Origin of the sequence: Siphonobacter aquaeclarae (genome assembly GCF_900103285.1) — a bacterium.
Classification (GTDB): Bacteria; Bacteroidota; Bacteroidia; order Cytophagales; family Spirosomataceae; genus Siphonobacter; species Siphonobacter aquaeclarae.
This window is the reverse complement of record NZ_FNGS01000004.1, coordinates 478,135-500,336: the sequence shown is the minus strand read 5'-3', so window position 1 is coordinate 500,336 and position 22,202 is coordinate 478,135. Positions and strand designations below refer to the sequence as shown.

General features: G+C 54.3%; 15 protein-coding genes. 6 read left to right on the top strand and 9 right to left on the bottom strand.

The genetic code is table 11. The features are described from left to right. The first annotated feature begins 9 nt into the window (after window positions 1–9). The 3 genes from BLR09_RS12420 to bla are packed head-to-tail and all read left to right on the top strand — an operon-like array spanning window position 10 to window position 2,243. Entirely contained in the window at window positions 10–672 is a 663-nt protein-coding gene (locus tag BLR09_RS12420; protein WP_093202385.1) for a response regulator transcription factor, read from the top strand. Between the two features lie 60 nt (window positions 673–732). Next, window positions 733–1,359, top strand: a complete 627-nt coding sequence (locus BLR09_RS12415) for an ABC transporter ATP-binding protein (protein ID WP_093202383.1) — start codon at window positions 733–735, stop codon at window positions 1,357–1,359. After that, on the top strand, window positions 1,356–2,243 hold the full coding sequence (gene bla, locus BLR09_RS12410; protein WP_093202380.1) for a class A beta-lactamase: 888 nt from the start codon (window positions 1,356–1,358) through the stop codon (window positions 2,241–2,243). The genes BLR09_RS12415 and bla overlap by 4 nt, the downstream gene beginning before the upstream one ends. A 2-nt stretch (window positions 2,244–2,245) precedes the next feature. Here bla and BLR09_RS12405 read toward each other — a convergent pair whose 3' ends face one another. From BLR09_RS12405 to BLR09_RS12365, 7 genes are all read right to left on the bottom strand, one after another. Next, window positions 2,246–2,821, bottom strand: a complete 576-nt coding sequence (locus tag BLR09_RS12405; protein WP_093202377.1) for a precorrin-2 dehydrogenase/sirohydrochlorin ferrochelatase family protein — start codon at window positions 2,819–2,821, stop codon at window positions 2,246–2,248. Between the two features lie 480 nt (window positions 2,822–3,301). Beyond that, complete coding sequence (locus BLR09_RS12400; RefSeq protein ID WP_093202374.1) at window positions 3,302–4,363, bottom strand: T9SS type A sorting domain-containing protein; 1,062 nt, start codon at window positions 4,361–4,363, stop codon at window positions 3,302–3,304. 369 nt (window positions 4,364–4,732) lie between these two features. After that, entirely contained in the window at window positions 4,733–5,629 is an 897-nt protein-coding gene (locus BLR09_RS12390; RefSeq protein WP_093202369.1) for a DUF4249 domain-containing protein, read from the bottom strand. Window positions 5,630–5,641: 12 nt separating this feature from the next. Next, window positions 5,642–8,035: a TonB-dependent receptor gene (locus BLR09_RS12385; RefSeq protein WP_093202367.1), complete on the bottom strand. Its 2,394-nt coding sequence runs from the start codon at window positions 8,033–8,035 to the stop codon at window positions 5,642–5,644. Between the two features lie 435 nt (window positions 8,036–8,470). Further along, window positions 8,471–9,520, bottom strand: a complete 1,050-nt coding sequence (locus tag BLR09_RS12375) for a T9SS type A sorting domain-containing protein (protein ID WP_093202361.1) — start codon at window positions 9,518–9,520, stop codon at window positions 8,471–8,473. 60 nt (window positions 9,521–9,580) lie between these two features. Further along, window positions 9,581–13,630 (bottom strand): beta strand repeat-containing protein, encoded by a 4,050-nt coding sequence (locus BLR09_RS12370; protein WP_093202359.1) that lies wholly within the window; start codon window positions 13,628–13,630, stop codon window positions 9,581–9,583. Window positions 13,631–14,171: 541 nt separating this feature from the next. Further along, entirely contained in the window at window positions 14,172–17,156 is a 2,985-nt protein-coding gene (locus BLR09_RS12365; protein WP_093202356.1) for a S9 family peptidase, read from the bottom strand. Window positions 17,157–17,349: 193 nt separating this feature from the next. On the opposite strand from BLR09_RS12365, the gene BLR09_RS12360 reads away from it, so the two are divergent. Next, a complete protein-coding gene (locus BLR09_RS12360; RefSeq protein ID WP_093202354.1) occupies window positions 17,350–19,104 on the top strand; it encodes a CotH kinase family protein in 1,755 nt (584 codons plus the stop codon). Between the two features lie 44 nt (window positions 19,105–19,148). Here BLR09_RS12360 and galU read toward each other — a convergent pair whose 3' ends face one another. Both galU and BLR09_RS12350 read right to left on the bottom strand, forming a co-directional pair. Beyond that, window positions 19,149–20,021, bottom strand: a complete 873-nt coding sequence (gene galU / locus BLR09_RS12355) for a UTP--glucose-1-phosphate uridylyltransferase GalU (protein WP_093202351.1) — start codon at window positions 20,019–20,021, stop codon at window positions 19,149–19,151. A 15-nt stretch (window positions 20,022–20,036) separates the two neighbouring features. Continuing rightward, on the bottom strand, window positions 20,037–21,032 hold the full coding sequence (locus tag BLR09_RS12350) for a mevalonate kinase family protein (RefSeq protein ID WP_093202349.1): 996 nt from the start codon (window positions 21,030–21,032) through the stop codon (window positions 20,037–20,039). 146 nt (window positions 21,033–21,178) lie between these two features. Here BLR09_RS12350 and BLR09_RS12345 point away from each other — a divergent pair, with 146 nt between their 5' ends. Both BLR09_RS12345 and BLR09_RS25515 read left to right on the top strand, forming a co-directional pair. Next, on the top strand, window positions 21,179–21,715 hold the full coding sequence (locus tag BLR09_RS12345; protein WP_093202898.1) for a TrmH family RNA methyltransferase: 537 nt from the start codon (window positions 21,179–21,181) through the stop codon (window positions 21,713–21,715). Window positions 21,716–21,741: 26 nt separating this feature from the next. Continuing rightward, complete coding sequence (locus BLR09_RS25515) at window positions 21,742–22,194, top strand: hypothetical protein (RefSeq protein ID WP_176785531.1); 453 nt, start codon at window positions 21,742–21,744, stop codon at window positions 22,192–22,194. The last annotated feature ends 8 nt before the right edge of the window (window positions 22,195–22,202 follow it).

The following is a 22,202-nucleotide window of genomic DNA, read 5'->3' as shown; positions in this document are numbered from 1 at the left end:
ACAGAAAGAATGGGAAAAATTAGAGTATTGGTCGCAGATGACCATGCCGTTGTCAGGAAGGGGATTCGAATGCTTCTGGAAGACGAGGATTCCGTCGAGATTGTCGGCGAAGCCGCCGACGGACAGGAAGCTATCGACCGGATTCCCGAAACCAAACCGGACGTCGTGATGCTCGACATCACCATGCCGAATGTATCGGGAATCGAGGCAGCCAAGACGATCGCTCAGCAGTATTCGTCTGTTAAGTCGCTGATTTTCAGTATGCATAATAACCAGGACTATATCCTGAAATCGGTGGAAAGCGGTGCCTCCGGATACCTGCTCAAGGATACGACCAAGGAAGAAATCCTGCTCGCGCTGCAGAAAGTATCCCAGGGGGAAAAATACTTCCCGCCGACCATCTCCTCTGTCTTTGTCGACGCCCTTCTCGGCCGCAGCCGCGGACGGGCGGCGAGCCGGGGCGGAGACGACAGCCCGCTCAGCAAACTGTCCCGGAAAGAACGCCAGATCCTGAGCATGATTGCCGAAGGACTGAACAGCCGGGAAATCGCCGAGAAACTCGGCCTCAGCATCCGGACCGTCACCAACCACCGGGCGAATATGCTCCGGAAAACCAAGGTGAAAAACACGGTCGAACTGGTCCGTATCGCCGTCGAAGAGAAAAAAGCTTAGGACGTTTGTTGCTACTTCCCGAAAGTTCTCGGACTTTCGGGAAGTTTTTTTTGCAATGCGATGATACAGACGAGGGACCTGACTTTTGCCTATCATCCGGACAAACAATTCCGTTTTCCGGATATTCACTGCCCGGACCGGGATACCCTGCTGATTCTTGGCCGCTCCGGCAGAGGAAAAACGACTTTCCTGCACCTGCTTGCCCTTCTGCTTCAGCCGCAATCCGGAGAAATTACCGTTGCCGATCAGGCGATTGCCGGCCTGTCGGCAGCCGAAGCCGCCCGTTTCCGCGCCGGCCATATCGGACTGATCTACCAGCGTCCGCATTTTGTCCATTCCCTGTCCGTACTGGATAACCTGCTGATGGCCAACTACCTGGGCGGTCGGAAGCAGGAGCCGGCGAAAGCGCGCCAACTGGCCGAAAGCCTCGGGTTTCAGGAACACCTTCATAAGAAAACCCATCAGCTGAGTCTTGGAGAACAGCAACGCGTCGGTATTGCCCGTGCGCTGGTGAACGAACCCAAAGTAATCCTGGCGGATGAACCTACCTCCAGCCTGGACGACGAAAACTGCCATCAGGTAGTGGAGCTGCTCAAACAGCGGTCGGGTGAATTGGGAGCGAGTCTGGTCGTTGTCACACACGACGGCCGCCTGAAAGAAGAATTCCAGCGACGGGTAGAACTATGACACCACGCGCGTGGCTGACCGCTCTATGCATGATCGCTTCGGTTGCTGCGACTGCACAATCTGCCTCGCTGCGGACTGAACTGGTACGGATTGCCGAGGCGTCAAGAGGCGTTACGGGTATTGCCGTAACCCAACTCGAAACGGGAGATACCCTCTCCGTTCGCGGGCGTGAGCACTTTCCGATGCAGAGCGTCTTCAAATTTCCCCTGGCACTGGCTATACTGGATCTTGCCGACAAGGGACGGCTGTCTCTCGATAAAACAGTACGCGTACTGCCCAATGATCTGGTTCCGACGTATAGCCCGCTTCGGGAGGCCTATCCCAACGGAAATGTGGACATTACCATAGCTGAATTGCTCCGCTATTCGGTTTCGTTGAGTGACAACATCGCCTGTGACCTGCTTTTCCGCGAACTCGGCGGGCCCGATAAGCTGGAAAAATACCTCCGCAAGCTCGGTCTTACCGGCATTTCGGTGAAAGCAACAGAAGCACAAATGGCGACGGGCTGGAACGTCCAGTATACCAACTGGTGCGAACCAAAGACAATGAATGACCTGCTCGTCCGGTTTTTCACGGGAAAGATACTTGGCACGGCGTCGACGGAGCGGTTGCGGAAATGGATGCTGGATACGCCTACCGGTTCGGCGCGGTTGAAGGGACGCCTGCCCGCGGGAACACCTGTCGTTCACAAGACCGGAACCTCTTCCACGAATGAAAAAGGCATAGCTGCTGCCACGAACGATGCCGGCGTGATTACCCTGCCCGGCGGCGGCCATGTGGCTGTTACGGTATTTGTATCGGATTCTTCCGCAGGGCTGAAAGACCGTGAAGAGACCATCGCCCGTGTAGCGCTGGCTGTCTATCAGCACTATACGAAAAACTGAGGCTATTCCGGTTTTTTGTGGATCAGCCCCTCTGTCAGTTTATTCAGCTGGTCTACTTTCTCCTTAAAATCCCCTTGTATCCGGTTCCGGATAACGGTCAGGTTATCCAGGATATCCTGAATATTGTCCGGGATAACGTCTGTCAGAAACTCGCGCAGCCGTTTCGCAACGGTCGGCGATTTGCCGTTGGTAGAGATGGCGATTTTCAGGTCTCCTTTCCGAACGACGCTACTGAGGTAGAAGTCACAGAGATCCGGCGTATCGGCAACATTCGTTAACAATCGCATACGGCGTGTCTTTTCGCAGATAGCGGCATGCAGCGCGCGGTCGTCTGTCGCGAGGATAACCAGGTCCTTTTCGTCCAGATCCTCCCACTGAAACGCCCGCTCGTGCAGCAGGACGCGATCGGAGGCCAGTTGCTGCATCTCCGGAAGGAAATACGTCGCCACGACTGTGACGCGGGCTTCGGGGCTGTTGGCCAGCAGTGCGGTGAGTTTTTCAAGTCCGACGTTTCCGCCGCCTACCAGCAATACGTGGAGGTGTTCCAATTTCAGAAAAACAGGAAAGAGCTGGTTCATGACAGGGCAATGGAATGGACAACGAAGGTACAAAAAGAAAGCCGCCCAAAAGGACGGCCCCCGTAAGTTGAAAGGAGAGTGGGTAATATCGGAACAGTTTCCGGCAGGCAGGAAAACCAACCCCTGGGGAGTGGATATCCGGCCGGCAGGTGGCTGCGTAGCAGGTCGGGCGCTCAAAACGCCATCTGGAAAATCGGGACGAGGGTGATTTGCTGGCGGGCAAGTCAGGTTCAGTTCTGCTGCCGGAGCGGGGGCGGAATGCCCGTCAGCGAGAATGGAACGACTGGATAGGCACTGGAAAAAGGCTGCGGTCAAAGAGCTTTCCTTCTTTCAATCAGCATCCATCCGTTGTTCAAAGATGCATATTCCGTCGAATATAAGCGAAGGAGACAGCGTACTTTTTTCACAACAGAAAGCCCTGAAAGCAAAAAATCCCGCTTCCGGAAAGCCGAAAGCGGGAACATGTTCATACAACTGTAATCAGGGTAAAACTACTTTCACCGTTGAAGGTTGATCGTTGTGTTCTAATCTGACGAGGTAAATACCCGGATGAAGGGTGGCGGTATCAAAATCAACATGATTTTTTCCTTTTTGAAGGGACAGGTCCTGTGAACCTATTTTCCGGCCGGTCAGGTCGTAAAGCGACAGGCTGCCGGTTCCGGAAAGGTTCATGTCGCCATATTCCACCTGGACCCGGATGTTCCGGTTGACCTGCGGAAAGGCTTTTAACTGGATGCCAATGTACCCGTCGAGTTTGACCGAGCGCACATAGGTATAGGTAAAGGCGCCATCCAGGTCGACCTGCTTCAGGCGATAGTAATGCACACTGGACGGATCCGGGTAGCTGTCCGTGAAGGAATAGACTGATTTGGATGCCGTCGTTCCGTTCCCCTGCACCACGCCGATGGACTCGAAGTCCCGGGCGTTGGTCGAATGCAATACTTCAAAATAAGCGTTGGTTTGCTCGTGTGCCGTCGCCCAGTCCAGGCGGATACTGCTGAGCGACGGCTTTGCTGTGAACGAGATGAGCGACACCGGTGTGTTTACATCCGTGACAGCAAACGGAGCGGAGGCGGTGGGTGAGTTGCTGGTGATCCCATCGCCGATATACATGAGGCTGATATTGGTTGTGGCGACGCTCTCGTCCTTGTTGGGCGACACGCCTTTGACGATGACATTGATCTGTCCGCTCTCCTTCGCGGCGATTTTCTGCCCGGTCTTGAATGTTCCCTGCAGGGTGTTGAAAGAGGCGTCGTACGCCCAGTCAAATTTCTTCGAAATCCCCGTTTCCGGTGAAATAGCGGCAATGGAAGACGGGTCGGGCCGGTAAGATTCCGGGAAGGAGATAGTGACGAAAAGAATCGGTGAAACGATATCTGCCGTGCCGTTATTGGCAAGGGTAAAAGAGGCCGTCGACGACGATCCTACTTTCACACTGGCCGGTAAAAAGACGAGGTTCATCACATCCACCACCTTTGTCTGGGCAATGGCAGACACCGAACATCCGATCAGGATTACAAGTGAGTAAAGAAAACGTTTCATACGAATCAAAGCTTTTATGTCATTCGTTCGAGCAGGTCACAAACGAATCAAGCCCGTCCGAAAACGGGAGACAAGTGTCATCAACGATAAAGCTTCTGGAGGTGCGGTGGTACTGTTTCTATTGTCCTTGGCGACAAATTTAGAGAAGTCGTGGAAATTCCAAGCAAAAATCAACAAAATATTTACTTATGTAGTGGTCTTATTATCAGCTTTTTATGGCCTGTTGCTTTAATTTTTTCTTGAGTTATTCTAAATAATCGCTTGAGAGATAGGGCTCGCCTATGAAAAAGAAAATAAGCTAACTGCCCGAAAATGAGCAGGAACGGCGCCGGAAACCGGGCCGTTCCTGTCCAACGGAGAGTGCCTGCGTTAACGAAGTTCTTTCACCTGGATCACGCAGGCGCCGAAGACCCCCAGCCCGCCCCCGATATTGGTATAAACCGGGACTGCTTCGGCAAACGGATTATCGCCGACCTCCCGCTGCGACTTGATCGACTCAAAAAAGCGGTAATAGTTTTCGTCGGTATGATACACGAAAGAATACATGGAAGGCTTCCGGATCAGCGAGGCCTCGGCAGGCTTTTTGGCCGTTCCGATGTAGTAGTCAAGCGGAGAACTGGTATAGCTGCCGGCCTGGCGAGTATCCTTCAGAAACGAAAGTACCCGCGTATCCCGCAGGACCACGATGGCCGTGTCCTTCCGGCCGTTGTTGAAGGCATACGGTGTCCCCTGCCCATATCCGACGAGGTAATAATCGGGCAGCGTTGTTTGGGATTTGGTCCAGGAGAGCGTCCGGCGGCGGTATGCCTGATAGGAACTGCGGGAAGAATCGACGGCAATAAAACTGACGCCGGCGTCCTTATTGGTCAATGATCCGACGGGCCGGGGTATGGTACACACCGCGCGGATAGCCGGCAGGCCCGGGGCGCTTACCTTCAGCGTGTAGCTTCTGCCGGGTACCAGCCGGAATTTCGAAGCCTGTATGCGGTAGAGATTGGAGGTACTTTCATTGACAAGACTTACTGCCTGGGTTGCATAGGAGAGTGTAACGGACGCATTTTTCACCGGATTGATGGTTGATTTATCGCCGCTGCCGTCTCCCTGGATGCCCCGGTTGCGGTTGACTGTTACCGTGATTTCCGGCTCGGCCGGATTGAGGTAGCATTCCACTACCAGTTTGGGCGTATTATCGATGAGGATGCCATCAAGTTCCTGGATGCAGGAAGTCATCGACAGGAGTAGCGGAAGTATGTACCGTGTTTTCATTGTATTGCTGGGTTAGAAACGGAATCCGTACGAGACACTTGGCAGAATGGGGAACAGAGTGACTTGCTTCAGCTTATTCTGGTAGTTTTTGACGCCGGCCTCAGTCGATGTATTAACCGTGTCGAAGTAGTAAAAGGAAGGATTCTGCCGGTTATACACGTTGTATACGGAGATTTCCCAGGTACGTTCGAACCGGCCTTTTGCTTTGCGAAACTGGATACCCAGATCCAGGTGATGGAAGGGTGCCGTCCGGAAGCTGTTGCGGTTGCCGTATTCCTGAAACACACGACCGGTGTAGTAATCTTTCGCGTCCCCGAGGAGGGTAAGCGCCGGTGTTCCCTGAATCCAGTACTGTCCGCGGGGAAGTGTGAAGGCCTGATTGGTGCCATAAACCCACGTTGCAGAGAGTGTCAGCCGGGGAGTGACATGGTAAATGCCGACGAGGGAAATATCGTGTCGCCGGTCATACCTCGCCCAGAATTCCCGGCCGAAGTTGAGTTCGTCAAACTGCTGGCGGGTCCAGGAAAGGGTGTATCCCAGCCATCCGGTCAGCTTGCCGGTTTTCTTCTGCAGGAGAAATTCGGCCCCATAGCTCCAGCCACGGCCATAGGTAAGCTGGTCTTCCCACTTGCCGGTGTCGTCATAGCTCAGCGAGCTGGCACCCTCCCTGTAGGCAACCATCTGCTCCATGCGCTTGTAGAAACCTTCCAGGGTCACGGCGATTCCGGGCCGCAAGTCCTTTGCCAGCCCGAGTGCCACCTGCTGGGAGCGCTGGGGTGGAGTACGGTCGGTCGATGGTATCCAGAGGTCTGTCGGCAATCCGATACCCGAATTCGACAGCAAATGAATGTACTGGTTCATCGATGCGTATGACGCCTTGACGGCCCAGTTTCCCGGAAACTGGTAGGCCAGCGAAAGACGTGGCTCCGGCTGGAAGTAATATTTCTTTTTGCTGCGGAAGGCACTGTAGCGCAGTCCGGCATTGATGCGCAAACGGGTCGTCGGCTGGTAGGTATCTTCGATGTAGGCGGCGCCTTCCCAGCTGTCGAGTTGCGCAGATGCGCGCGACGGCGGTTTCAACCCGTATTCATTTGTACTGGTGACGCTGCTGGGATTAAACTGATGCGACGTTAGCTGAAAGCCGGCCTGAAGCTGGTGGCGGGTGCCGGGCAGCCATTGGAAATCGGCTTTTGCAGTGTAGTCGTAGATCGTCGATTCATTGTGCAGGAAGTATTTGACCTTCTTGTTGTTGTCGGAAATAACGTTTCGTTCGAGATCGGCGGCGGAATGGTAATGCGTGAAAAGGAGGGATACGGTCGACAGAAACGACGGCCGGAAGGCATGCGTCCAGCGTAGTCCACCGACACCGTTTCCCCAGACAAAGTGTCCCCTCTCCCTGCTGATGGTACCTTCGGTCGCATACTTGAAGTAGTCGTTTCCCCAGTAGCCGCTCAGGGTTAGTTTGTCTTTGGGGCCGAGGTGGAAGCTGAGCTTGCCGTTGAGGTCGTAGAAGTACCCGTTCCGCTCTTCCATGCCGGAAAGAAACGGGCGGATGGCCAGGTCGGCATAGGTCCGCCGGGCGGAGAACAGAAACGAAGACTTGCCTTTCTGAATCGGGGTTTCGAGGGAAAGACGGCTTGAGATCAGGCCGATACCTCCTTCCATCCGGAACCGCTGAAAATCACCTTCGCGCATCTGCATTTCGATGACGGAGGAAAGCCGCCCTCCGAACCGCGCCGGAAATCCGCCTTTCATGAGGTTGACCGACTGAATGGCATCTCCGTTGAAAAGCGAGAAAAACCCGAAAAGGTGGGAAGTATGGTAGATCGGGATACCGTCAAGCAGCACCAGGTTCTGATCCGGCCCGCCTCCCCGGACATACAAGCCGGTAGTGCCTTCAGCGCTTTTCTGGACGCCGGGCATGAGCTGGAGAGCTTTGAGTACATCCTTTTCACCCAGCACGCTCGGGATTTCCCGGATCTGCTGCATGGGGATCGAGAGGCCCGACATCTGTACGGTCTCCGACACCCGGGACGAAGCCCCCGACTGCCCGGTAACGATCACTTCCTGGAGATGCGCAGGGGCCGTTTTCAGGTTCATATGCACCGCAGTACCTGCTCCCGGTCGCACCCGGATGGTTGCGGTTTGGTAACCTATCGAACTATACGAAATATGGTATTCGCCTCCTTTCGAAAAGGAAAGGAAATAGGCGCCGGTAGTATCGGTCAGCGTACCTCCGCGGGTTTCGCGGATAGCGACCGCCACACCCGGAATCGGGACGCCCGTCTGAGCATCCCGGACGGTTCCGCGCAGCACAACGGCGGACTGCGCCTGCGCGGTAGTTGACGTAAGGCACGACCATAGAGCCGTCCCCGTCAGGTGGACAAGGAAGAGAAGACGTTTCATAGCGGTGCGTCCATACCCTTGGCGGGGGTATGCGGATAACAAGTGCGTTAGACCATTTCCGATGGATCGCGGTGGTGCGCGGCCCGTCGGCACAGAAACAGATACGTTTTACTGGTGTGGTGTTAAAGCACCTGAAAGCCGGTCAAAACGACGCAGCCTCCGGGAAACAGAAGGAACTACTGAATTGTGGTTTTTTAAGGTAGAGAGGTCCCGGATATGGTTGGCGACAGACCGGGGAATTTTACTAGAACAAAGATAGGGAACGCTTTTGAGGGCTGTTAGACCGCTGTCTGCGGAAAATGTCAGAAAAAACCGGTACGTATACCCCGCCTTCCGGATCAAGTGAAAAGCGATCTTCGGATTGTCCATTTCCGGGATGAAGACAAAAAAAGGCCGCTCCCCAAGGAGCGGCCCGACTTGCTAGACAGGGTATCGTTAAGGTAGAACGATTCGGACAGATGTGTTTTTGGACGGGTTTTCCAGCCGTACCAGGTACACGCCGGAGGCGAGTGAACCTGAGGCGAAGTCAACGGTATTGCGTCCTTTCACGAGCTGAATACTCCGGGTGCCGACCTTCTGACCCGTTACATCCAGGAGCGAAACCGTGGCTGCAGAGGAGAGATTGTCGTCGCCGTAATCCACAAATACCCGCACGTTACGACCCGGATCGGCGTGTGCCTTGAGGGCAATGCCGACGTAGGAATCAAACTGGACCGACTTTACCGGCTGATCGGCATAAGTACCGTCGTTGTCCACCTGGCGAAGCCGGTAATAGTGAATCACCGCGGGGTCCGGGTTGAAGTGCGTGAAGGTATACGTGTTGCGCGCGCTGGTCGTGCCTTTTCCGGCAATCTTTCCGACCGACTCAAATACCTTGAGATCGGTCGAGTGCTGGATGTCGAAGAAAGCGTTGTTGCGCTCCGAAGACGTCACCCAGTCGAGTTGTGCATTGGTTCCGACGGCTTTCGCGGTAAAGGAAGCAATGGTGACGGGGGTGGGGGCTTCGTTGACGGTAATACTGGTAGAGGAGTTGTCGTTCGTAGTCGACAGGTTTCCTGCAGCCGAGCATCCACCGGAAAGACTGTAGCTGATGTTGGCCGATACATTAAGGGCTCCGCCGGATGCAGCTGCTCCTGTAGCCGTTACGAAAACTGTTTGCAAGGCAGAGAAAGCCGGAAATGCTCCGTTTGCATTGACCAGTCGGATTGTGGCTCCGCCGTCAAGGATAGTCGATGTCCATGCAGAATTGCTGCCTGGGCCAAGGCCGGTTATGGTTGCTACGCCAGAAGGAACGGAAACCGTAACAACCAAGCAGCCTTGTGAAATATCCAGATTCCCTCCGTTGCTGATATCAACTTGAAAGGTGGTAGTCGCTCCGACATTGAAAGTCGACGGAGTAGCATTGATATTAACCCCCGGATCCGCTTGAGCAAAAGCTGCCTGTGAGGCGAAGGTTGCGAGAAAAAGTGCTAGTATCTTTTTCATAAAATAAACGTTTTAGCCGAGGGCCTGACTCCGGCAATATACCGGAGCCAGACCTCTGGATTAGTTGGTGGTAACAGCCGTGACAGCAATGTTGTTGGGGAAGTTGGATTCGCCTCCCGTAGACGGGAACAAGGTCACGTTGATGTTCTGGATTGTGTTTACACCGATACCTGTCTTACGGGTAATCTTGAAACCGACTACCTTATTTCCAAAAGCAGGGATGCCTGTAGAGGTCTCAACGGTGATGTATCCGGCGTCTTCGGTGAAGGTCCAGTCTCCATTGGAATTGGCTACTCCTCCGAGTACGTTGGAATTGCCGCTTGATGTGGAGTAGGTGATGTCAAAGGCCGAAAGTTTCTGAATCCGGAACTTGATGTTACCGGTTGAAGCAACGTGGTTGATCTCAGCAATATTGACGATGAAATCACGGGGAACTCCGACGGTCGAAGGACCGAAGTTGAGACCATCAATCAGGATGTTCGGCGTAAAGTCAGACACCAGATCTCTCACCAGCAAATGCAACGTACCGGAAGCCGAAGCCGCAGGCGTTCCGTCATCCGTGGTTGTGTAAGTGAAGTCAACCGGACCTGTGAAGCCGGCGGCCGGTGTGAAGGTGAAGCTGCCGTCTGCACCGAAGGTGAGAGAGCCCTTGCCTACAACAGACGTCACTGCGAAGTTGACCGTCTGGTTGTTGCCTTCCGGATCGTAATCGTTGGTCTTCACGTTGCCCGAAACGGCTGCGTTCTTGTTCGTTGCGACATAGTCATCCGTTGCCGAAGTCGTGTTGGCGGCACCCGGATCGAGAACGATCACCGTAACGGTTGCCGTCTGGCAGAGTCCGCCCGGAGTTTCGCAAACCTGATACACGAAGGTGTCTTTGCCGGAGAATCCTGCATTCGGCGTGTAAACGGCCTTGCCGCCTACAATGGAAACCGTACCGCTGGTGGCAGGTGTCGTGATCGTCGGAGTACCGAGCGTGCCGCCGTTGTTGCCGGGGCCGTCGTTGGCTTTGACATCAATGGTAACGGCTGCCGGGTTGGAAGCGGCGCCCTTGATGGTAACTGCATCCGGGTTTACAACCGGTTTGTTGGTATTTACTGCCGGGTCAATGACCGTGATCGTCAGCGGAGACGTTGGGCAGGGAGCTGCCTGGCCGGGTACGCAGACCGGCACGTCGTATACATACACACCCGGAGTCGAGCTCTGGAAGGTGAAGGTGCCGTCGGAGTTGACCGTCAGCGTCGGGGTAGAACCTGCAGGGCTGGAAGTCGGAGCAGCAGGCTGGCCGTACGTAGTTCCGGCCGGTACTGCGTCGTTCGTATGGACATCGCCTGTTACCGCCGTGTTTTTGTTCGAAACAGCGAAATCAGGCTTGATGATGTTGCTCACGCAACCCAGCACGCCGCCTACAACAGAGCGGGTATCCACAAATGCGCCGTAGACATCAACGAAGGAAGCCAGGGCACCGACAAGCGAGCCTACGCTCAGTTTGATTTCGTCAAACGGCTTGGTAGCTGCAAAACCGACATTGAAGAAGTCTCCGTTGTTACCGAAGATCTGTACCAGAACCGACAGATCGAGGAGGTTACCTGCATTCTTCGATTCCTGTTGTACGCCGTCGAGGTAGGTCGTCACCGTTACGTAGGGGAGGAGATCCGCCGCTATGAGGAACGAGTTCTTCTTGATGGTGAAACCGGCAAACGTTCCGATGGGGTAGGTGTCTACCGCGTTCAGGACAGAAATGGAACCTTGTGAAAGACCGCCGGCCGTGTTGGTGATACGGGCGAAGTCCGTCGTGCTGGCAGATACCACGTTCCAGGCATCCTGAATCGTACAGGCTGCGCAGGCAACGCCGGTGAAGCCGGTGTTGGCGCCGTTGATAACAGCCGGGAAGTCAGGTGTGTTGAGGTAATAGGTACCGTTGCAGGCAATGGTGCCGGCACAGGTTTTCTCGAACACGGCGCCGTAGATTTTGATGTTGCCGAGGTCGGCTCCTACCGTCTGGTTGAAGGAGATCTTCACTTCGTCGAACGGAACTGTGCCTACGATACCCACCGTCTGCCGTGTCACGCCCGTCAGCAGCGAAGTAGAAGCGCCGACGATCAGGGCGTTGCCCGTTCCGGTTTGTACCAGCGTGCCATTGTTATACAGCTGAATAGTAGCGGTGGAACCGATTACACCGAGTGACAGCAGCGTGGCCGACTCGATGTCAAATCCGGCGAAGGTATTGGCCGGATAGGTTTCGAGGGCGTTGGCCACAGCGAATGTACCGGAAGCAGCTACGCCGGCAGCAAGTACCATTGTCGCGTAGTTGGTCGCATCGGCATCTACTGCGTTTTGCGAGTTATTGAGGCTACAGGCAACGCAGGCAACTCCATCCGTACCTGACTGGGCGCCGTCTACATAAACCGGGAAATTCGGGTTGGTGACTGTCGTCAGCGTGTTGCAGGCGAGCGGAGTAGTCGGCACGCAGAATTTCTGGAGAACCGCGCCGTAAACCGTCGTGGTACCGAGGGTAACGCCAATGGTTTGCGTAACGACGAGTTTTGCTTCGTCAAACGGCTGCGAGGCCAGGAAGCCTACCGTTCTTCTGCCGTTGCCGGCGAGTACGGAACTGCCCACTGCAGCGAGGCTTGTGGAGTTGATGGATTCCACTTGTACGCCGTCTTTATACGTAACTATAGACAGGCCATCCAGGACGCCGATGCCGAGGAGGCTCGGGCGGGCAATGTCAAATCCGACAAACGTGCCGGCAGGGTAGTCGGTTACGACGTCTTTCACAGCAATCGCACCGCTCACGGCGACGCCGCCGGTCAACGTAATCGTGGCGAAGTTCGTCTGGTCGGCGTCGATGACGTTGTTCGCTCCTGACACCGAGCAGCCCACACAAGCGGCGCCACCGATACCGGACTGACCTGCGTCAACAATAACCGGGAAAGTGCCTTCAACTACCTTGGTCGGCGTATTGCAGGCCAGCGCAGCGCCTGCGCAGAATTTCTGGACTATCAGGCCATATACCTGGGTGCTGCCGAGGTTGAGGCTGACCGGCTGGTTGATTGTCAGGCGGACTTCGTCAAATTGCTTCGTGGTGATGAAGCCGATTTTCTGACGACCCGAGGCGCTGAGTACGCCAACCGATGCGAGTGTATTGCCGCCGGTGTTGGAAGCTTCCTGCAGAACGCCATCCTTATAGGTGGTGATGACAAAGTTGGAAAGAACACCTACGTTGAGCAGCCCAGCGTTTTCAATTTCGAAACCGGCGAAGAGACCCGCGTCGTAATCCGTCGTCGGATCGACTACCGATACGTTCGCTGATGCCAGCAGCCCTACGTTGAGTGCGACGGTGGCAAAGTCAGATGTACTGGAGCTCGTGATATTATCGAGATCACTCATCGTACCCACTGATACGCCGCTGAAGCCCGTACGATCCGGGTTGATGTGCGCGCCATAGGTGGGGTTGTTGAGGTAGGTAGCTGTGTTACAGGCCAATGCCGGTCCTGCGCAGTAACGCTGAAGGACAGCGTAATAGACGCTGATCGTTCCGGCGCCCAGCGCGGAATAGCTCAGGCGGATCCGGTCAAACGTCTTGGTGGTATAGAACCCGACTTTCGATTGCCCTGCCAGAAGCCCGGTAGACAACAGACCCGCCGAAGACTGGGTTTCCTGTTGCGTTCCGCCGAGATACGTGGTAATGGTCAGAGTACCCAGCACCGAAAGCAGTGTATTGTCGCTCACGACGAATCCAGCAAAACTTCCTGCCGGGTATACGTTAGTGGAAGTCGCATTGTTGTCTTTCACTTCCAGCCAGGCAGAACCGCCAATGATGAACGAAAAGCTGGATGTGTTCGTGAGGTCGCTGTCAATGACACGCGCTTTGTTGGAGAACTGATCTCCAATCAACTGGCTCGACGTGACGGTCAGGTTGCCGAATGTCGGGTTCACAATCGGCGTAAGCGTATTACAGGTCGCCGCCGTATACTGGGCCATCGCCTGCTGCATGCCGAAGAGGACGGCAATCAGCAACGACAGGTAGCGGAGGCCCGTGTAGCCTGCCTGCTGCCGTCTGAAGGTGCGACTCTTTTGCACCCCCGGGAGAGTAGAGTTCTTCATAAGTTGGATTAGATTACAGTTGAAACTTTTTTACGTAATGTGTTGGGTACAAACAGGAACAACCAGACAAAAAGGGCAAAAAGACAATGGGACGTAAGCTGAAAAGCAGACGTCGGGATAACCTGGAAAACCAGGAAAAGAAAAACGCGAAGCAAAGTCGGTCAGAAAGGGTCAGGATCCTTGCCTGGCGGAGCGGTGACCGACTGGCTGGGGATACGCAGCGAGGAGCAGACTCAAGTGGGTAAAAGCGGCTGTCCTCCGGTTATACATAGGCAAAGGCGGTTGACGTTGTATAATAATTCCGTAGATACGCGATTAGATGGATAGAGCATTGGCGAAACTAATCGTTGGCGGATCGAAACGGGAAAAGCACCCTCGCGGGATTACCTATCACGATTTGCCAATTGCTAAGTAAGTAAATAATTAAATACCGTCGGCTACTCGTTCTATATTTTTACAGTAAAAATTTAAATATCGTACAGTAAAATAATGGACGGTATTTAAAAAGAAAGGCCGCCCGGAAGGGGCGGCCTTTATACGTTTAATCTTCGAATAGTACCCTTTTTTCCAGGTGTTCTTCCAGATCCGATTTCCGGATTCCTTTCTTCCACCAGTCGGGCTCCGGTTTACTTTTCAGGTGATAGTCAAAGAATTCCATCATCCGAACTGAGTAATCTTTCCGGTTGGGAAGTTTCGCCAGACCGTGATTCTCACCCTTGTATTGTACAAGAACAACGGGCTTCTTCAGGCGGCGTAACGCGTTATAAAACTCAACCCCTTGCGTGAAGTCAACGGCGCCGTCGGCATCGTTGTGCAACAGCAGCAATGGCGTCGTTACCTTCGTCACGTGCTGCAACGGAGAGTTCCGGTAGTACGCTTCCCAGTTTTCCCAGGGCGCCACGAGCCGTCCCTGCGACGCTTCGAATATCTGCCCGTTTCCGATACCGGCGTTCTTATAAATAAGGTTATACATCGATACCATATCGGTCAGGGGCGCTCCCGCCGCCGCGGCCTTGAACAGACCCGTCTGCGTGATGAGGAAGCTGGTTTGATACCCTCCCCAGGAGTGTCCGTGAATACCCATCCGCTGCTCGTCGATCACACCGGTGCGGATCGCCGCCTTGACCGCGGGAAGTACGCACCATACCGCCGACATACCCGGATCGTTGAATTTGTAAACGATATCCGGAATGAAGACCGCGTACCCGTTGGAAGTATATACGCCTGGATTCCAGCCGGTTCCGCTGAATCCGGGATTGGCATAACTATGCAGCGTCTGGGAGAGCTTTTCGTAGTAATAGACAATCGTCGGATACTTTTTGCCTTTCTCATATCCGGCCGGGAGGAACAAAGCACCCTGCAGACTATCGCCCTTGTCTGATACATAGTTAACCAGCTGTACCCCCGTACTCCAGCTGTACTTGCCGAAGTCCGGCGCGTTTTTCGTGACCTGCTTCGCGGCAGACAGATCCGCTGACGCAGATACGAAGTAGTCCGTCGGATCGTTGAAATCTTCCCGGCTGAAGACGTATGCCTCTGCTTTTTTAGCCTTCGCCAGGCCGCCTACCGAGGCATCTTCCCAGATCAATGGGCGTACGCCCGGAACCGGATTTCCTTTTTTATCAATATCAATTCGGCCGATACCGGATTTTTTCGTCATTTCTCCATACAGACGCACATACAGGGGCTTCTTCAGGTCGATGCCTTTTTCCTCCGGGTCAAGACGGTACCGGCCGGTATACCGGATCTTCTCTGCCTTGCCGTTACGTGTCAGGTTTACCGCTTCCCTGCCGTCAGCGCTTACTTTCCAGATATCCCAGAGATCGCGCAGGAGGACATAACGGCTGTCGCTCGACCACCCCAGCGGATAAATCAACGGCTTTTCGACATGGTGATCGTCTTCCGTATCAATGAAGCTGGTCGGCGCCGAGAGGGTGACGGTAGCCTTTGTCGGAATATGATAAACATAAAACTGTCCGTCTTTTCCATACAGCAGTCGGGTACCGTCTTCGGATGCGCGCGGCAGGTTCGCGCCGGACGGTCCATAGAACTTCTCGAACAGCTTCGTCCGGACACCGGTTTTCAGATCTACTACATAAATATCTGTGTAATTCTGGCCGTCGAGGCTATTCTGGTACTCATACGGACTGTCTTCCATTGCCAAACCGTAAAGTTCCTTCGGCAGGGGGCGTACGTCGCGGACGGTGCTGTCTCCCAGGCGGGTAAACTTCGTTCCATCATACATCGCCAGAAAACTGAACTGCTTTTCCTGCGGCTCGTTGATCTGCTGGCGTGATTGCAGGGTCTTGTCCTGCCAGTTCCAGATGGTTACTTCGGGTTTGTCGATGTCGTCTTTTTTGTCGGCCGACGGCACCGCACCACCCCGCTGAGCTACTTTCGACGAGTCCGTTTTCAGCTTCGCCAGCGCTTTCTGAAGGTCTTCGAGGGATTTGATCGTTGTATCCGCCTTGATTCTGGCCAGCTTGTCCTTGTCGGAAACGACTGCTGTTTTGACAGAGTCCTTCTTCGGCTCCGTTTTCGCGTCTGCCTTCGTGTCTTTCTTAACGGGATCTACCTTGTGAATACCGAACAGCAACCGGCCCAGGTCCTCCGTCCATACCGGACGCCGGTTCGGGCTGACCGTCATGCCTTTCGGGAAATTCAGGCTGTCCTTCGTCGGCTGGTACACGGTCAGCGACGGCGCGCCTCCAAAATTCTTGATACCCAGGACGCTGTAGAGTTCTGATTTGAATTTGTCGTCTTTGGTGCCTTTCAGCAACGCGAGACCGTCACCTTTTTCCGTCCAGCTCAACGACTGGTAGCGGGCTTTGTCGTTTTCCACAACGGTCGTCAGGCCCGTCGTCATCTGCCGGAGATGGACGCCGTTTCCGGCTTTTTCGGCAGCGTCGACGGTCAGTGCCAGCCAGTCGCCTTTCTTGTTGAACGCCATCTCCGAAATGTTTCCGATGTTTTGGGTCTTGCCGGTTGCCAGTTCATACAGCAGCAGGTCGCGGCCTTTCGGGGCATCCGGACCGCCCGCGCCGGGCGTCGTGAGCAATGCCAGGAAGCTGGCTGTTTCCCCATTGAACGCAAACGCTGATATCCGCTCGAATTCCGTCTTTTTAGCCGAGGCGAGCTCGATCAGCCATACTTTCTCGGGGAGAGGTTTGCCGGGGCTTTTGGCTGCGGCTTTTTTCTCCTTGGCGGTCGGGAAAACCTTGAAGGCAAAGTACCGGGCATCGTCCGAAAAACTCATCTGCGCGAACGTCGCCGCTCCAATGGCATAGGTATGCCGGGTGGTATCGCCGGTTTTCTGAAGGATCAGTTCGGCGTCGCCCTCCGCGACGGACGACAATACATAGGCCATCCATTTGCCGTCCGGCGATAGCTGTGTTCCGCCAAAAGGAGAAATGGATTTCCAGGCAGCGACATCTTTCCAGGAAATGGGGGGCTTGGGTTGGGACTGCGCAAAGCCTTGCTGACCAAAACACAGCAGGACAAACAGCGAGAGTACTAGTTTGCTCATAGGGACGTCTGGTGAAGTGAGATCGTGAAGATACGAATAGAGTAAAGTCTTCAGCGACAAAAATAGTATGGATGGTTTAAGATATTGTAGAAATTAATCTACATATAACTTATTGAATAAAAGGATGTTATCTCTTGGATCGTTCGGTAAAAACTGTAGTTTTGCTTAACCGCTTCACCTTCGACAATTTAACATGAGATCCATTTTTCCCGTCGCCCTGACAGCTTTGCTGTCCGCTCCTCCCGTATTCGGCCAGGTCTTTACTTCCACCAACCTGCCGTTGGTAGTCATTCAGACAGCCGGAAACCAGACCATTCCGGACGAGCCGAAAATACTCGCTTCCATGAAGATCATCTACCGGGGACCCGGCCTCCGGAACGCGCTTACCGATACGGTTTACAATTACAACGGCAGCATTGGCATCGAGATTCGCGGCGCCAATTCCCAGTCGGCTCCCAAGAAGTCGTACGGCCTCGAAACCCTGAGCGCTCCGGATATCAACGCGTCCTCCCAGGATGTTTCGCTGATGGGCTTTCCGGCGGATAACGACTGGATTCTCTATGCGTCTGCGTTTGATAACTCGTTTTTGTCGAATGTCATGGGGTACCAGTTTTCCCGGCAGATGGGGCGGTATGCCAGCCGAAGCCAGTACGTGGAAGTTTTCCTGAACGGAACCTACCAGGGGCTCTATGTACTGGGCGAAAACGTGAAGAGAGGGTCCAACCGGGTCCCGGTCTCAAAAATGGAACCGGCAGATATTTCCGGCGACAAGCTGACCGGTGGCTATATCGTCAAAATCGATAATTACGATGGTAACTACCGCTGGCCCGGCGCCTTTTCGCCGGAATGCCGCTCCGGTTTTCAGCATAACCTGGAGGTACATTATCCGAAGGTGGGCGATCTCCAATCCGCCCAGAGTACCTACATCCGTCAGTATATCACCAACTTCGAAAACCAGCTCCATGCACTCAATTTCGATCCTGCCACGGGCTACCAGCAGTACGCCAATCTGACTTCCTTCGCAGATTACTTTCTGATGAACGAGGTGACCAAAAACTCGGACGCCTATTCCAAGAGTACCTATATGTACAAAGACCGCGACAGCAAGGGCGGGAAACTGACCATGGGGCCTATGTGGGACCTCGACCTGGGCTATGGCGCCGGGTTCTGCCTCGGCGGCGACTCCCGCGGGTGGACGTTTGAAAATAATATGCCCTGTACGCCAAACGACCAGATTGTACCTTTCTGGTGGTCCTACCTCATGCGGGATACCACCTTCGTGCAGACGACCCAGCGCCGCTGGGCTGTCATGCGGCAGTTTGTCTTTTCAACCGCGCACGTTACGGCCGTCGTCGATTCCCTGACGGCTATTTTCCAGGAAGCGCACGCGCGCAATGCCGTGCGCTGGGGGATGAGCAGCGACCTGACGTCGGCCGTTAACGGAAAAAAGAACTTCCTGACGCAGCGGCTGGCCTGGATGGACGCCAATATGGGTGGCCTGGGGTACTACATCCGTCCGTACAGCATATCCGAATACTGTACCGTCAATCCTCCGACGCTGCACGCCAATAACAGCTGGCCGAATAACCTGTATACCTGGAAAAAGAACGGCACCAACGCCAATTTTTCCCAGGATTATGCGGTGCCGCAGGCAGATACCTATTCTGTCACGTTCTCCTATGTCTTGTTCGACAAAACCTGCGAGTATACCTTTTCGTCCCGAACCATTACCCAGCGGACAAATCAGGTCGTAACTTCCCGACGGTCAGGAGAATGGGAAGACGAGAATACCTGGAGCTGCGGCAAGCCACCGATACCGGCACAGCAGGCCTATCTGTCGCCGGGGCATGTTGTCCGGCTTAACGGCAATTCATCTGTTGCGAAAGTCGATTTCGGTACCGCCGCCCAGCTTGTATTCCGGTCGGCCGCTCAACTGAACCTGCCCTAACGCAAAAGAGGCCCGGTTGGGGCCTCTTTTGCGTTACTCAGACATTATGCCTGATCGTATTCTTTCACAATTTCCTTGAGATAAGCGAGGAAAGGTTTGGCAAATTCTTTCCGCCGCAGCGCAAACTCGACGGTCGTTTTGAGGAAGTCGAGCTTGTTGCCGATGTCATGCCGCTTCCCTTCGATGAGGTGGCTATAGACGTTCTCGCGCCCGAGGAGCAGGAGAAGGGCATCGGTCAACTGGATTTCGCCGCCTTTTCCTTTCGGCGTCTGCTCGATCATGCGGAAAATCTCCGGGCTGAGGATATACCGCCCGGCGATGGCCAGGTTCGACGGCGCCTGCCCGAGAGCCGGCTTTTCTACCAATGTTTCGAGTTGTAAAATACTGTTACTCAGTTCTTTACCGCCGACGATACCATACCTGTTTACCTTATCCGCCGGGACCGTTTCCACCGCGATAACGGACGATCGGTACGTTTCATACGTATCCATCAGTTGCTGTGTCACGGGGATGACCGAATCCATGATCGTGTCGCCGAGCAATACCGCAAATGGCTCGTTTCCGACGTGGTGGCGCGCGTAGTAGATCGCGTCGCCGAGCCCGTTGAGTTCTTTCTGACGGACAAAATGAATATTCGCCATGTCCGAAAGGCGGCGCAGCTCGTGGAGCATTTCGTCTTCCTTTTCGGCCAGACGGGTTTCCAGCTCGAAGTTCCGGTCGAAGTGATCTTCGATCGACCGCTTTCCTTTTCCGGAAATAATCAGGATATCCTCGATACCCGAGTCGACAGCCTCCTGTACCACGTACTGGATCGTCGGCGTATCGATAATCGGAAGCATTTCCTTCGGTTGTGCTTTGGTGGCAGGTAAGAACCGGGTTCCGAAACCCGCTGCCGGAATGATGGCTTTCTTGATCATGAGGGTGAAGAATTGTCAGACGACATAGGGTTTGATGACCCGGGCATTCAGTTTCTGGAGGTCGACGAAAAGGCGGTTGAGCATTTCGTCGTCCCGGTAGATACCGATGATGCTTCCGCCGGAACCGGTAAAGGAGGCCGAAGCCCCGAGTCGCCGGGCGGTTTCGATCATCTGCATGTTGACCGGATGGATATTGTAAATGCGTGTGCGGAGATCGAAATTATGGTTGATCAGCTCGTTTAGCGTGGAATAGTCCTGCTTTTCAACGGCTTCTTTTCCCTGTCGGGCTAGGTCTGCGATCTGAGACAGTGTGTCAACTACCAGTGGCTCGCCGCGTTCGAAACGGGCTTTTACGTCGTTGTGGACCTTTCCCGAAACCTTACTCATATCGGTATTGTACGCCAGGTACAGTTTCGGCAGCGCCTGAGGATCTACCCGTTCGTAGTTGCCGAAACCACGGGATTCGATCAGTTGCCGCTGAAAATCCATGTATACGCAGCCTTCGTAACACTGAATGACCCGGTCCTGAAGCCCGGCCGTTATGCCGAGCTCTTCGGTTTCGGATTTCATGACGAGTGTCGGCAGGTATTCCAGCGGAATCTCCACATCATAAAATTGCATAAGGGCCCGCATCGTCGCGACGATGATGGCACTTGAACCCGAAAGGCCCACCTGGCGCGGTATGGAGCTGCTGTACCGGATGGTGAAATTCCGGTTGGGCAGCCGGATACCTTCTTCCAGGCAGTAGGTCGTAAACTTCCGGATGGCTGCTTTGATGAGGGGAATACCTCCGTTGTAGCCGATTTGACCGACGGTATCGACGAGGTGAAAAATACTGCGGAAAGTATTCGCGTCGGCTTCCTGCTGCTCGATGTGTAACTCGGGCGACTGCCAGAGCGTCACCGATGCACCGAAGTTCCGGACCGAAATGGAAAGCGTTTTTCCGAAGAAACCGTCAGAAGGATTACCGAGCAAACCGGCCCGGGCGTATGCGCGCGTTTCAATCAACACGTCAGAGGCTGTTTTTAGGACCCTGTTGTGGCGGGTCACAAGAGGGTAAAGTGATGTTTAAACATGCCAAAGTAACGAACTTTGTAAGGATCTTTTCTTTTTTGCCCGATGGAATGACCGGACGGCGCGAGTCAAACCCTGAAGAAATGGTACGAAAACGTACAACCGATGAGCTCAACCGCCTCTCTGTGGCGGATTTCAAAAATACAGACAAGTTTTCTTTTTCCCTGCTGCTCGACGATGTCCGCAGCCTGAATAACGTCGGCTCTGTTTTCCGGACGGCAGATGCCTTCCGGGCCTCGACTGTCTACCTTGGCGGTATTACCGGCCGGCCGCCGCACCGGGACATTACCAAGACCGCGCTCGGCGCCGATGAGTCTGTTCACTGGGAACATATACCCGATTGCGTTTCTTTTTGCCGGGAATTACAGGCGAAAGGCGTGCGGGTCGTAGCAGTGGAACAGGCAGAGGGCAGTGTACAACTCCCCGATTTTAAGCCGGAACCCGATACCGAATATGTTTTCGTTTTTGGGAACGAAGTATTTGGAGTCAATGATAAAATCATGGAAATTGCCGACGCCTGTCTGGAAATTCCCCAGTTCGGCACCAAGCATTCGCTGAATATTTCCGTAACCGTCGGAATCATTTGCTGGGACTTTGTCAGCAAACAATTCCTTAGCTAACCGATCTCCAATACGACACCAAATCCATGAAACCAGACAAGAAGTTAACGACCGACCTCGCCTCTGCCATCTCCGCCAAACTGGCGGGTCTGAATGAAAAACACGGAAAGAAACTCGCCAAACAAGTAGAAAAAGCGTCTGAAGAGCTGGTGAAGAAGTTTGCCAAACTCCAGAAAAAGGAAAAAGAAAAGCAGGAGAAGGAAGCCGAAAAAGCGAAGAAAAAAGCCGCCCGTGACGCCAAGAAAGGCGCTTCTGCGAAGTCTGCCGCGAAACCTGCTGCTGCTCCGGCCCCGAAGCCCGCTGAAAAGCCCGCGCCTCCGGTAACGGCGAAACCGGCTGCTCCGGCCAAACCGGCCACCGCACCGAAACCCGCTCCGGCAAAGCCCGTTGCTGCGAAAGCTCCTGCCAAACCGGCTCCGAAACCGGCCGCTCCGAAAACGGAAACCGCAAAGCCGGAAGAAAAAGCGCCTACTGCCTGATCCGGCTG